Below are 13,576 nucleotides of genomic sequence, written 5' to 3'. Positions count from 1 at the left end.
GAGCAACTGCTCGATCTCTGCCGGTGATTTACCTTGTCGGTACAGCAGCGCACACGTGAGGCGTTTGATCGCCTTCGCATCAGTTTCCGTGCGCAGTTGCTGGCGCAACTGCTCCTCATCAACATCACCCAACTTTCCGCCCCACGTCGTCATGGGACTCTCTACGCGTCCAGAAGATATGAACTAGCCTACTGATCCCTATGAGTAACAACGACGTCGCCGTCGACAAACATGTCGTGCACTTCGAAGCTCGTGTCGGGAAACGCCTCCTTGTACGTCCGGATGTATTCTTTGTATTCGTCGATACCGCGGGTCTCCTCTTGGCCGGGGATGCGCAGGACGACGTCCTCGGCCAGCACTTCGTCGAGCGCGTCGAGGTCGTCGCTTTCGATGAGTTCCCAGATGCGCTGCGTTGCCTCGCTGTTGGTTCCTTCGAGTTTTGGTGCCATTGGTTCTCCCTCTTTCTCCGCTGTGTCGACCGACGCCCGAGACCGCATGCGCTGCGATCAGGCGCACTGCTCGACTACTACTCCAAATTACTTAATACAGCACCGTAGAATTTTATTCCGGATTGAAGGACGTTTTGCTAGTGAATCCAGTTGTACAGCTGCAAACGGTTTAGACGGCGGTGGTCGATCGACGAGGAACGTGGTCTTATTCGATCAGCTAACAAGTTAAGTAGTATCTCAATATGTCCGGACAAAAGTTCGCGAGAAGGCGTTCACGAATTCGCGGCCATCCCCAGAGAGACGGCCGCTGTAGCACGACCGACCTTCGAATAGTTCTATCAGCGATGGAAAACGGTTGACTGTGAGATTCGCAATCGACTACCGATACTACCGTGATAATCCGATCGGAGTCCGGTGGGGTGTTCGTTGCGAGGCGTGTGTCTGTCTCACATATCCACGGAAGGCGATGATATTAATTGTCCGACAGTTTTAGGTAGAGGGGGTGAGAATCAGTTCGTAGCGGGGTTGGGGGTTCTCGTTACTAGCCACACCTTCGACGACCTCATTCGCCCCGCTAACTGACACCCAGAGAAGCGCCGGTTTCTCACCGGTGCTTTGTGGCGAAAGCGAGTAGTGATATTGAATCGGTTCGGTACAAACCGGCTTGAAGCAGATCGTATTTCCTGAAAGCACGTTCGACGGTGAGACGTATCCGAAGAGCAAACGCCAGTCTGGAATTGATAAGTCGGTGAATATTTCGACAGAAGGGCGTGAAAATCGGGGTGAGTGGTGCAGTCGATTGGAGGCGACACCGTGTTATGTCCGGCCACCGTTGCTGCGCCAGAGATGGCTCCCGCGATCACACATTTTCTCGTTGGAGCGTCCCTCCTGTTGGTTTTGGTAACACCGATCGCGGTTCGGTACGAAACCGACCGCGATCACGCGATCTGGTTGATCCCGATCGGCGGTCTCTGGGGTCTCGTCCTCGACGTACACCACGTTGCACCAGTCTTCGAACGCGAACTGTACGCGATCCACAACTCACCGTGGGCGGATCTGTTCGCGTTCCACTACACGTTAGACAGACAGGCGGTACGCACATTCTCCCTCGAGCGCATCTTCGTCTCGATCGTACTGTTCATCGGCGCAGTCGCTATCTTCTGGGGAACGAGACGGCTTCGGCCGGGTGCGTACCAGATTCGAACCGGACTGGATCGAGTGATCGGTGCGGGCGTAACGACGGTCATCGCAGCCAGCTACGCGACCGTCGCCATGGGCGTCGCTGTGAGCGTCCAGGAGGGATTTCGGTCGGTGAGCACAATCGTCGGGAACGACAGCACACTCGTCGGCGGGATCGTGGTCGGTGCGATCGGTATTGGGCTCGGATTGCTCTGTGGACTCGGACTAGAGGGAATTCCTGGAGATAAACGACGAACTCGGCCGTCGGTGACCGCGCTGGGCGGAGGAGCGTTCGGAGTGATGGTCTGGCTCGGGGGCGTCGGAATCGGTGTTCCGCTCCGGGACCGCTTCCTTTCGGAGGGAAATCTCTCGATTCCGTTCATACACTGGGGTGGTCTCGTCGCGCTCGTCGTCTACGGAGCGACGTTTGGCGTCGCCTACGGTATCGTTCGAGGAGTGTTCCAGTTGGGGGAGCCGAGACAACCGCTCAAAGAGCTATAGGACCGATTCGAGAAATCGAAGCGATACAGCTGGTCGTAAAACCGTAGCCGCTCGAGAGAACACGGACGGGATTGAGCGGTTATTCGATAGACCAAAGCGGTGATCGCGAGGGGTGATGTCTAGTCCGGATGCATCGTCAGCGCTGGCAACGACTGAATGCCCCCATCCCCTCGCAGATAATTGGTTCGCTTGGACGTATTATAAGCTTGATGGCAGACAGCCGTATTTTCGGCTCCCTGAGTAGGCTGGTGGACGGGCCAACGTTCGTCACCGCCGAATGAACTCGAGCGCCAGCAAAGACGTCGATCCCGAATGATCACGGAGATCGAACCGATGACGACGCACCGAGACGGCGACTGGGAACGGGCCCGCAGTGAGACGCGAGTTCCGGCACACCACGCGTGACAGAGCGGACGTCGAAATATTCGACTCGCCGAGGGGATGTCGATAGCGTCTGGACGGGATGAGAGCAGCAGTTACTAAGTTCGTGACCGTGGATGGGTCGTCATGAACGTCGTCGACATCGACCACGTGGCGATTCGAGTCACGGATCTCGAGCGTGCCCTCGAGTTCTATCACGACCTCCTCGGATTGGCGATCCGAGATCGCGAGCGATACGACGCGGGCGAAGTGCCGTACGTCGCGGTCGTCGCCGGCGGGCGACACGTCCACCTCGTACCGACCGACGAGGAAATCGACGTCGGCGGGGAACACCTCTGTCTGTTAGTCCGATCCGACGCGACGGACTCGCGAGACGAACTCGAGGCGCTGATAGCGCACCTTCGTGAGCACGACATCGAGGTCGAAGACGGTGAACCGTACGAGCGATACGGTGCCTACGGTCGCGCGTGGGCCGTGTACGTCCGCGATCCCGACGGTCGGCGCGTCGAACTCAAGATTCACTAGCCGCCGCTCCGCTCGTAAAAGTCGATCTCAACGTCCGCTCGACAACGGCACCTACTGCTGGAAGAGACCGTCGCCGCCCCCAGCGGCCGCTTCGAGGGGATCTGCAGACTAACGCCCTAGCGCCAGGAATCGACATCAGTGATGCCGGCGCGAAGACGCTCGTCTTGAGAAGACGGGTGCCCTAGCATGTTCACGTTGTCTCGTCATCATCGGACGGGCCGAATTTTTTGTAGCCTCCGTACAGAGCCCCCAGTCCGACACCTCCTGCGAGCGCAATCAGTAGCCTGAGCGTATCAGTTCGATCCGTAGATTCCGTTTCCGTTCCCCCTCTTTCGCTGGATTCGCTCTCTCTTTCACTCCGCTCCGAATTATCTTCCGCTGGTCGTCGGCCGAAGATACTGAGAGCCAGTGCGTCTGGCTGAATAGTAATCGCAGTTATTCCGTCAGACGTGATCGGCCCCGTGGATTGAATGATGTATTCATCGGTGCTTTCTATCGAATACAGTTCCGATCCGCTTTCAATATCAATAGCAGTTATACTCTCGTGTCTATGCAGGAACGACGTTTTCGGAGTTGCAAGTAGACGTTTGGGGCCGCCACCTAATGCGCCCGTAGACCAGACGAGAGACCCGTCCGATCGAGATACTGCGTATACCTTCCCAACCTCATCGAAGCCGAGAACGACGTCGTCGACGACGATAGGAGCCCCCATCGAGTGCCGAGCGTCGTAGGAGAGTTCCCACCTCCGATCACCGGAATGCAAATCGAGTGCGACCATCCTCCCCGCGATATTACAGTAAGCGATATCGTCCCGAACAGTTGGTATTCCAGGGGAGGCAGAACCATCGCTATCTACCTCATATGTGAAATTCCATCCTTCCTCGCCAGTAGAAGCAGTAACGGATGTGATGTTCCCGTCATTATCGGATAATATCGCAGTATTTTCCGTCACAGCTACTGGAAAATCGTTGTTGATTTGTGACGGTGCTCCGGTATCGGACTCCCACTCTATGTCTCCGTTTTCAGCATCGAGTGACACAAAGCCGCCTCCGAACGAGTGCGTAGGTATCGCCAAGTACACCCTTCCATCCAGAACGGTCGGAGGTGAGTGAATTTCAGCTATCGGTGTGAACCAGATCCGCTCACCCGTACCGATGTCAAATGCACTGATTCCGTACGCCGTAGTGACGTACACCACACCGCTGGCTACGGTCGGAGTCGTTGCATTACCGTAACTCGGATGGCGATTATCGTTTTCGTACTCGGAAGTAGCTACGAGTGATTTCTCAGTGTCAATTTCATAAATAGAGTATCGTTCGGTATCGTAAGCACACACGTAGTACGTATCATCTACGAGTACTGGACCAGTCACCACCTCAGCATCGAAAGTCGCGACGTCGCGTTTACCGATCGTCGACTCCTGAATATCGACGCTGACGTCGGTGAATCCACTGTTACGAGTATCCCGAAGAGAGGTCGGCCAATCTTGTTCGCTGTTATCTACGATTGCTGGATCGGAAATTGGAATGGCGTCGTACCCGACGACTGCAACAGAACTCTCCAGCACTCGTCTCCGCGACAAATCGACCCCAAAAACGGAGGTATCCATATCGAAGAGAGGTTATATAGGATACATATGATTTGTGCTCAAATGCATTTCGAGCCATTGGTCTTTAGCTAAGCCTCAGCAGCCGGTTGGATGGTAGTAGCGAGCTGTTCTCGGAGGATTGGTCGTTGCTTGTGGATCTTTTGAGCGTCTTCGATCAGTCGTTGTAGCAGTGGCGGCGGTGAGTAGGCGAGATATTCCCTCAGTTCAAGGAGGATGAGCTGGGCGTGCGACCGGAAGGTCGCCGCCCAGCGTTCCGGCGGGAACACGATCCCATCATCAGCGTGTTCTATGACCAGACCGAGCAAATCACGGCTTACAACCAAGGATAACAACGCTGCATACAGCAGAATTTCTACGACGTGCTTCTTCGCCGTGTCGAACTTGTCCAGTTCGTACTGTGTCTTGAGTTCCCGGAACAGCAACTCTACCTCCCACCGACAACGGTAGATCGTTGCTAGGTCAGCCGGGCAAAACTCATTCCGAGACAGGTTCGTGATGTACAGATGGTAGTCGTCGGCGTCCTCGTTGCGGACGCCGACGACGCGGAACTGTTTCGTACCTCGTGACTGCGTGCCCGCGTACTCTCGCCGATCGAACTCAACCTCGACTTCCACATCGATGTACTTGCGGGAGAGATCGTCCACGACATCGAAGATCTTCTTGCCTTCCAAGGGAATGGCGCGGCCGCGCCATTCCCGTAATTCCTCCGTTACAACCGGATTTGCGCTCTTTTTCAACCGGCTCACGAAGTAGCCGTCGTTCTCGTCGATCAACGCGAAGCGCCGGTACTTGAAGTAAGCGAGATCGAAGACCGCTAGCCGTCCTTCCAGCCACGATCCTGTGTTGAACAACGTGCTGTCGTGCGTTTTCTCGTCTGTGACGCTGAAGTGTTCAACCGTCTGGTCGGTGACATTGTGGAGCAGGTGGAGCTTCGCTCCAGCCTGCTCCTCGTGACGTGCTTTGTACTCTTCAGAGAGCAACTCGTGCAAGCGCAGAACGGTTCCATCAGCGATCATCACGTCCCGAAAGCGGTCGAACTCATCAGAGACGGTGTGAGGGACAGCGACCTCGTCGAACCCGTATTCGACGAGGTTGCGGAGGTACTCTGCGAGCGTCGGAGTCAACCGCTGATAGAAGCCTCCCGGTGAGAGCGACTCGTCAGCAGTGGAGTTGTAGGTGCGTCTAAACGCCGCAAGCGTTCGGCTTTCGCCTGCGGCGAAGCCGAACGCGAACGACCAGACAAGTGGCGGGATCTGAAGCTTCCCCTCGCGCTCGACCACGCCGATGCCGTCGGCGTGGTCTTCGAGCGCTTCAGAGGGAAGGAGGTTAGTGAGACGGCGTTCAATGTGACGTGAGGAGGTTTCGGTGTGCACAGCTGTCACCTCCTCATTCCTTCCGAAAAGTAGCTCCGATAAGCCGCCGCAGTCATGCGGTTCTTGGCTTAGCTAAAGACGGATGGCATTTCGAGCCATCAACGCGAGAATGGGCTCGGATGGCGCTGAATTATAGTTCGTATTTTGGTACTACAGGGGTGAGAAGAGCGGTGGAATACCTACGACATTCAGAACGGGTAACGGCCGTGCAGTTCGACTGACGTATTCCGTTACAGTCGAGTCGCGGCGGGGACGATCGCCAGCTCGTCTCGACACGACGCTGCGATTGCTCGCGGACTCGGCCACCGCTTCAGAAACATCGGTCTCGGTCACGCCTCTTCGTCAGCCAATTTGGGTAGCGATTCGATTGTGCATCACCGAAGGTGAGGGTAAAATCAACGAATATAACACGTTTCCGTCGGATCGGTAACACGAAGATGCTCTCCGCCAGCAGTGATCGCGAAGTCCCTCCATCGGTCGCCGCGATCGCGCACCGGTACCGACGACTCGAGCGGCTGCTCAGCATCGCTCTGGCGACCGTCGCGGTGGTCGCCGCCGTCGCCGTGATCGTGTCTGCTCCGTTTCTCGCCGCAGTGGCGTTCGTCGTACTCCTCCTCGGATTCCTGCGGATTCCCTGCTTCGAAGTCTCGGGGACGCTCGAGCTGGAAACGAACGCCGATCCGGAAGCGGTGCTCGCCGACTTCGAGGGCGACACCCCACCGGTGCTCGCGTTTCAGTGAGCGATAGCGGACGACGTCCGTTCGACGTCGAACGGAGTCGTCTACGACTTCTCGTATCTGTTCGGGCGTCGCTCGATTAGCATGACGACCGAGGTCGAATCGGACCGCGAAAACGGGATCGTCAAACTGACGAGCGAAGCGGGGGACCACCGGTGGGGCACGTACGTCGTTTCGATCACCGACCGGGACGGACCGACGAGCGTCACGGTGGAACTCGAGTCCAGCCGACGATTCGAAATCGCGAGACTCACCCAGCTCGTCGCCGCCTCGCGGTACCAGTCGGAGATGCTGGAGTTGCTGGGGTATACGGTCACCGATCGAAACCGGTCGGTAAGTGTCTAATCGAAGAGACGTTTCAGAGGAACATTCGAAGTGACAAAGCCTCGTACACCGATCCACCAACAGGATCCTCGCGGGCATTCGGCGTTATTCCGGTAGAGAGCCCGGAAGACGGCTCTTTGGCGGTTCCAACGGGAGCGCGACGAATCCTGCGGCAGGGAACAAAAAGAGGAACGTAATCGGTGACTGGATCGTCGAGGAGGGCGTCGAAACGACGTACGCGATTGCAAACGATTACTACGCCGGAAATATGGCGAATGCGAGGTGGTTACGAGCGGCTAGAATTCGTGACGGCCTGCGCGAGAACGGACGGCGTTCATCCGGAGTGGGGCCAAATGGCAAATTTGGTATTACAAATTTAGTCTGATATGTTTGTGTAGTCGGCGGTGGCGCGTTCGGCGGACGATAAAAAGCGAGCATCGACAGCGGTGAACGGGACCGGTAGACGCGCTCAGTCACGGTGTCGGGCCAAATTGACGAGCGATTTCGTACGGTGCAGAAACCACGAGACTCGCAGCCGAACGGGAGGGTCCGTGCCTGTTCGGTACGGGCTACCGTCGCGTTCGAGTCCGCCGCCGCTTTTGTGACCGCATCGCGGAACGGTTTTCGGCTATCTTCGTCAGCTTCGGCGTCAGTACGACGTGGGCTTTGATCGCTCGGTGCCGCTTCATTGAGTGATCGGCGGGGCTCGAAATCGAGGACTCGACGTCGTACGTCTCGCCAGGAACCCCGGACGAGCAGCCGCGGCGCCTGCGTGCCAAAGCCGATATTCGTAAGCGGAACCTTCGGAGGTATTCCCTATAAATTATGTGTTTTCACTATTGGTAGACTTTCGATATAATAACAGTCCGCTCGAGCGACTCGTGGGCGTCCGTCGCTCGAGCCAGCGGTAGTCCGTCCGTCGCTGAGCACCGTACCACTCGACGTGTTTGGACTGTGCGGCACCAACTTTCTCCGTAATTACCGCTAACAGCCGTTGTGCCGGCACGTTCCCGCGTTGTTCGGGGCGTCGTGCAGTTTCTCGACGGAGATCTCGGCGAGACGATTCACTGCGGTTGGTCACGATACTCGAGTGACGGCTCCGAGCGGGTCCGATAGTTCGGCTAGCTGTCTGAACGTCTCACCGAACTCGAAGAGATCGACTTGCACGTACTCGGTCTCCTCGGCGTCGTCCGCACCGGTTTGACAATTTGTCTCGACAGCGCCGATCTATTCGACGCGAGAGCGGTCATAGCTCTCGAACCGGATCGATCGCACATCGACGATGGGGACACACGCACGTGCTACCGATGCTATCGAAGATCGGAAGCGTGGACGGTGCTCAGGCGTCGATTAGTACGTTCGCTGCTCCGCGAGATCCAGGTCGAGGGAGTACCGGGCATCCGTGTGGTCAATCTGGATACTCTTGACTCGGACGTACTCGCGCATCGTCTCAGTGAGGTCGCGCTTGCGACCGATCCCGCTTCGTTTATATCCACCAAACGGCAGACCGAGACTGACGAAACTTGGACGATTGACGCCGACCATTCCGGTTTCCAATCGCGCCGCCACCCGATGTGCGCGTTCGAGGTTCGACGTCCAGATTCCACCCGTTAGTCCGTATTCGACGTCGTTTGCGATTTCGACCGCGTCGTCGTCGTTCCTGAAGGAGGTCACCGAAAGGACCGGCCCAAAGACCTCTTCGTTCATAATCGGCATCGAGGGGTCGACGTTCGTGAGGACCGTCGGTGGAACCCAGTGACCGCCGGCGAGGTGCTCATCGGTCGGCGACTCCGCTTTCGCCGCAATTTCGGCTCCGCCGTCGACCGCACCGTCGATAGCGGATTGGATTTTATCGTACTGAGCCTCGTCGATAATCGGACCGACCTGTGAGTTCGGATCCATCCCCTCTCCGACGTTCAGCTCCTCGATCGCCGGGAGAAACGCCGCGAGGAAGTCGTCGAATATATCTTCGTGAAGCAACAGTCGCTCGATGCTAGCACAGGATTGCCCGCTGTTATAGAAGGCATTGAGAATTGCACCCGAGACTGCTTTCTCGAGATCGGCATCGTCGAAAACGATGGCCGCATTCTTCCCGCCGAGTTCGAGCATTACTGGATTGATGTTTTCGGCGGCGCTTTTCATGACCGCCTCACCGGTGACGTCGTGCCCAGTGAACGCGACCATGTCCACGTCCTCGTGGTTCGTAAGCGCAACGCCGGGTTCGACTCCCCCCGGAACGACGTTCACCGCGCCATCCGGGAGGACGTCGAGCATGAGCTCGACCATTCGGATGGAACTCATGGGCGTCTGGGGTGCAGGCTTGAGAACGACGGTATTTCCGGTGGCGAGCGCCACAGAGATGAAGTCAGCGGTATGCATCGGCGGCCAGTTCCACGGAATCACGACGCCGACGACGCCGTACGGCTCGAACACCTTCAACTTCAACTCGTCTTTCGAGTTCTCCACTACGTCACCGTAGAACTTGTCAGTTGCACCGGCGTAGTAGCGAAACGTTTCGACCGCTGTGAACACGTCGTTGCCGGATTGGTTCTTCGGTTTGCCGTTTTCGAGCGTCGCTATCTCCGCCAGTTCGTCGAAGTGGTCGTCGATTCGGTCGGCGATCGCATACAACCGCCGTGCTCGTTCCTCCGACGAGGTATCGCTCCACTCCTCGAATGCGTTTCGGGCCGCCTCGACGGCGTGATCGACGTCGGCGGCCGTCCCCTCCTGAACCGTCGCGACCTCCTCGCCCGTTGCGGGATTTACCACGGCTCGTTGCCCGTCGCCGTCGCTGTCCTTTTTTCCACCGTCGATCAATAGTTGCCAGTCTGGACGAATGTCTACCATGTGTGTAGTGGTACCACAGGCCAACTTAACGATACCGAAACCGGGAGATTTCGATGCCCTCGATCACTTGACACCGAGATACTGCTCGAGTAGTTCGCGATCCCCGAGCAGCGCGTCGGCGTGATCCTCGTGAACGATCCGTCCGGTTTCGATAACGTACGCCCAGTCCGAGAGCTCGAGTGCGAGTTCGGCGTTCTGCTCGACGAGCAACAGCGTAACATCGTCGTCGCTAAGCGATCGTATTATGTCGGTGATCTCTTCGACGATCATCGGTGCGAGCCCTTCGCTCGGCTCGTCGAGAAGTAACAACTCGATTGGAGGTCCAAGCAACGCCCTTGCGATGGCGAGCATCTGTTGCTCGCCGCCGCTCAGCGTCCCCGCGGCCTGGGTCCGTCGTTCCTCGAGTCGCGGAAATCGGTCGTAGATGTCCGCTTTGTCCCGATCGTTCGTTCCCGTTGTCAACGCCATATCGAGGTTGTCTTCGACGGAAAGCTCCGAGAAAACTCGACGGTCCTCTGGAACCCACGAGACTCCGCTGTGGCGGATTTGATGTGGTTTGTTGCCCTGAATCTCCTGGCCGTTTAATTCGATCGTCCCGCGGTTGGGTGGCGTGATGCCCATAATACTTCGAAGGGTCGTCGTTTTTCCGGCACCGTTACGGCCAACGAGAGAAACGACTTCGCCCTCACCAACGGTGATCGTCACGTCGTGTAACGCCTGGCTGAGACCGTAGTACGTATCGATGTTCGAAACGTCGAGGATCGGATCGTCGACTCGCGATCTGGCTTCGCCAGCGCGTTCTTCGTGTTGGGGTGCGTCCATTAGACGCCACCTCCGAGATACACTTTTTGTACCGTTTCGTCGTTTCTGATCTCGTCCGGATTCCCGTCCGAGAGTACCGATCCATCGTTCATGACGATGATACGGTCTGAGAGGTCCATGACGACGTTCATATCGTGTTCGATGATGATCACCGTGATCTCTTCGGCGAGCTGTCTTACGAGCTCGAGCGTGTTGTTCGTTTCTTCCGGACTCATCCCCGCCGTCGGTTCGTCGAGTAGCAGGATCTCGGGGTCCGTCGCCAGTGCGATACAAATGTCGAGGTGCCGTTGCTGGCCGTGAGAGAGGTTCGCCGCTTTCTGGTCTGCAACCTCCGTCAACTCGGCTCGGTCGAGGACGTCGTATGCGTCGTCGACGACGGCGTCGAATTTCGAAAAGTGAAACACGTATTTTTTCAGAGAAGCAACGTCTCGGTGTGCCTGGACGGCGAGCCGAACGTTTTCGAGCACGGATAGCTGGGGAAATATATTTGTTATTTGGTAAGACCGGATAAGTCCACTCTGAGCGATTTCGTGTTGGTTCATTCCATCAATCCGCTCCCCATTGTATGATATCTGTCCAGTTGTCGGCTCGAGTTCACCCGTGATGAGGTTGAAAAACGTCGTCTTGCCCGCCCCGTTCGGCCCGATGATCGACGTGACTTCGTTTTCGGCAAACGTCAGCGTGACGTCGTCGACAGCACGAACCGGTCCGAAACGTTTTTCGAGATTATTCGTTGACAACATATTCGTCCCTCCGCCGTGGCGGTCGGATCGCACGGCTGATCGAATCGGTTGAATCGGTTCGGTACCCACCGGCCGCGCTCATCGTTTGACTCGTCCGTGACGTCGGTTTATCTGGGTTTGGTGTCATCGGTATCGAACACTGTTTATGTAGCTTTTTATCGAGCGTTTTGCGTTATTCGGTACATCCCGAGGATTTCTGACAGCCCGTTTCAACAACTCCGAAAGGCCATCCGGAACGAAGATAACGAACACGACGTAAATTAGTCCGAGAATCAGGAGCCAATTTGCGAACGCCGAGAGAACGTGTTCCAGATAGACGAAGAGACCTGCAGCAACCATTGGGCCCCAGATGGACCCCATTCCACCGACGAGAACGATGATCACTAGCTCCCCGCTGACGAGCCAGTGGAATAGGTTCGGATGGGCCACGGAACTATGTGGGACGTACAGGGCCCCCGCAAGGCCGGTCAGTGCACCGCTTATCGTAAACGCGAGAACTTTGTAGTTCGTGACGTTGTACCCGATCGCCCGCATCCGTTCTTCGTTTTCGTGAATACCACGAAGCACACGACCGAACGGAGAGTTAGCAACGGCGATTATCGTGTACACACCAGCGGCAACCACCACGAGCGTAAAGAAGTAGTAATACATCGGATCGGTGAGAGTGACGCCGAGATCGTATGCGGGGACACCAACCAGACCATCGTCTCCGCGAGTGATTCGATCCGGAGAGAGAATCCTCGCCGGTAGATCGATAAACGCGGCGATGAACAGAATTTGAGCGAAGGCGAGCGTGATAAACGAGAAATAGAGATCTTTCGTCCGTGCGCTGATCCAGCCGATGATTACGGAGATGAAAATCGTAACTAGGATGGCGATTGGGAGGACGACGAGAGCACTAGCGAAACCGTTGAGTAGTAACAGCGCTGCTGCGTATCCACCCGCACCGAACATCGCTGCGTGACCGAACGAGGGTAATCCGGTGTATCCAAACACCAGATCCAGGCTCGCCGCGAACAGGGCGAATACGAGCACGTTCACGAGTAACCGAAACCAGAACGGGTCGATCACGTCGACGATCGGCCCGATTATCACGGCGAGGATACCGAGCGTGAGCAAGCCGTACTTTCCTCGTTTACCGAGGACGCCATCCGATTTGGTAGCAGCGCGATCAGTCGGAATCGATTTTTCACTCATGTTATTCACCGAGTAATCCGGACGGTTTGACGATCAGTACAGCCGCCATTAGCAAGTATATGATTAATTCTGACATCGCTGGAGCGAACAACGAAACGTACGCGACTAGCATTCCGACGATCAGAGAACTTATTACGACACCGAGGAGGCTGCCTGCGCCCCCGATCACCAGAATCGCGAAGGCGATAATGATGATATCGATTCCCATCGTCGGGGTGACCGCATTCGTCACACCCATTAACACGCCTGCGAACGCGGCCAGCATCGATCCTGCGACAAAAACTGCAGTGTACACCTTCGAAACGTCCATTCCGAGTGCATCGACCATTTCGGCGTCGCTCGAACTCGCACGCATGATAATTCCAAATTTCGTCCGAGTGAAGACGAGATACATGGCAACTGCGACCAAGAGACTGATGCCGATTACGAACAACCGATAGCGGGGAAAGTTCACCGATCCGACGACGATTTGACCGCTGAGTACCTCCGGAGTTGGAATTCGGTGCGTATCAACTCCCCAGACGATTTTAACCACTTCTTCGATGATCAACGCGAGACCGAGGGTCAACAGGATGTGATACAGTGGATGTCTCCCGTAAAGCGGCCGAATAGTGAGTGTCTCGAGACCGGCTGCGATGATCCCGACGAGTAGCGGTGCCACCACCAGTATGACGAAAAAATTGCCGACGACGTCGTACAACGTAAGCCCGATGTAAGCACCGAGCATGTACAATGAGCCGTGAGCGACGTTGATGACGTCCATCATTCCGTAAATGATTACCAACCCGGCGACGATGAGAAAGTACGCCATTGCAATTTGCAGTCCGAGTAGCGTAGCTTGGACAGACATTACTCACCCTCCGCATTGTACGGAACGTTTTGACTCTCT

12 protein-coding genes are annotated in these 13,576 nt (G+C 56.4%); 4 read left to right on the top strand and 8 right to left on the bottom strand.

Features of this window, described 5'->3' with window-relative positions:
• Window positions 1-188: 188 nt before the first annotated feature.
• Window positions 189-449 carry an ester cyclase gene (locus EA472_RS14390; protein ID WP_165874901.1) on the bottom strand — a complete coding sequence of 87 codons (261 nt, stop codon included), beginning with the start codon at window positions 447-449 and terminating at the stop codon, window positions 189-191.
• An 897-nt stretch (window positions 450-1,346) separates the two neighbouring features.
• Here EA472_RS14390 and EA472_RS14385 point away from each other — a divergent pair.
• Window positions 1,347-2,129 (top strand): hypothetical protein, encoded by a 783-nt coding sequence (locus EA472_RS14385; RefSeq protein WP_124192213.1) that lies wholly within the window; start codon window positions 1,347-1,349, stop codon window positions 2,127-2,129.
• A 507-nt stretch (window positions 2,130-2,636) separates the two neighbouring features.
• Window positions 2,637-3,035: a VOC family protein gene (locus tag EA472_RS14380; RefSeq protein ID WP_124192212.1), complete on the top strand. Its 399-nt coding sequence runs from the start codon at window positions 2,637-2,639 to the stop codon at window positions 3,033-3,035.
• Between the two features lie 190 nt (window positions 3,036-3,225).
• Here the strand turns inward: EA472_RS14380 and EA472_RS14375 are convergent, their stop codons facing one another.
• Window positions 3,226-4,644: a PQQ-binding-like beta-propeller repeat protein gene (locus EA472_RS14375; RefSeq protein ID WP_124192211.1), complete on the bottom strand. Its 1,419-nt coding sequence runs from the start codon at window positions 4,642-4,644 to the stop codon at window positions 3,226-3,228.
• A 68-nt stretch (window positions 4,645-4,712) separates the two neighbouring features.
• Entirely contained in the window at window positions 4,713-6,017 is a 1,305-nt protein-coding gene (locus tag EA472_RS14370) for an IS4 family transposase (RefSeq protein WP_394341348.1), read from the bottom strand.
• A gap of 437 nt (window positions 6,018-6,454) precedes the next feature.
• Between EA472_RS14370 and EA472_RS14365 the strand changes: the two genes are divergently transcribed.
• Both EA472_RS14365 and EA472_RS14360 read left to right on the top strand, forming a co-directional pair.
• Window positions 6,455-6,757, top strand: coding sequence for a hypothetical protein (locus EA472_RS14365; protein WP_124192210.1), 303 nt, complete (start codon window positions 6,455-6,457; stop codon window positions 6,755-6,757).
• Between the two features lie 81 nt (window positions 6,758-6,838).
• Entirely contained in the window at window positions 6,839-7,099 is a 261-nt protein-coding gene (locus tag EA472_RS14360; protein WP_124192209.1) for a hypothetical protein, read from the top strand.
• Between the two features lie 1,329 nt (window positions 7,100-8,428).
• On the opposite strand, the gene EA472_RS14355 is transcribed toward EA472_RS14360, so the two are convergent.
• The 5 genes from EA472_RS14355 to EA472_RS14335 all read right to left on the bottom strand — a co-directional run bounded on the left by EA472_RS14355 (window position 8,429) and on the right by EA472_RS14335 (window position 13,537).
• The gene (locus EA472_RS14355; RefSeq protein ID WP_124192208.1) at window positions 8,429-9,925 is read right to left on the bottom strand and encodes an aldehyde dehydrogenase family protein; all 1,497 of its coding nucleotides are present in this window, start codon (window positions 9,923-9,925) and stop codon (window positions 8,429-8,431) included.
• Window positions 9,926-9,988: 63 nt separating this feature from the next.
• The gene (locus tag EA472_RS14350) at window positions 9,989-10,747 is read right to left on the bottom strand and encodes an ABC transporter ATP-binding protein (protein WP_124192207.1); all 759 of its coding nucleotides are present in this window, start codon (window positions 10,745-10,747) and stop codon (window positions 9,989-9,991) included.
• Window positions 10,747-11,490, bottom strand: a complete 744-nt coding sequence (locus EA472_RS14345; protein ID WP_124192206.1) for an ABC transporter ATP-binding protein — start codon at window positions 11,488-11,490, stop codon at window positions 10,747-10,749. The genes EA472_RS14350 and EA472_RS14345 overlap by 1 nt, the downstream gene beginning before the upstream one ends.
• Before the next feature lie 123 nt (window positions 11,491-11,613).
• Entirely contained in the window at window positions 11,614-12,687 is a 1,074-nt protein-coding gene (locus EA472_RS14340; protein ID WP_124192205.1) for a branched-chain amino acid ABC transporter permease, read from the bottom strand.
• Window position 12,688: 1 nt separating this feature from the next.
• Window positions 12,689-13,537: a branched-chain amino acid ABC transporter permease gene (locus tag EA472_RS14335; protein ID WP_124192204.1), complete on the bottom strand. Its 849-nt coding sequence runs from the start codon at window positions 13,535-13,537 to the stop codon at window positions 12,689-12,691.
• Window positions 13,538-13,576: the final 39 nt, after the last annotated feature.

It is taken from the genome of Natrarchaeobius oligotrophus, from assembly GCF_003841465.1.
In the GTDB taxonomy this organism is placed as follows: Archaea; Halobacteriota; Halobacteria; order Halobacteriales; family Natrialbaceae; genus Natrarchaeobius; species Natrarchaeobius oligotrophus.
This window is presented reverse-complemented; position numbering and strand designations above follow the sequence as displayed.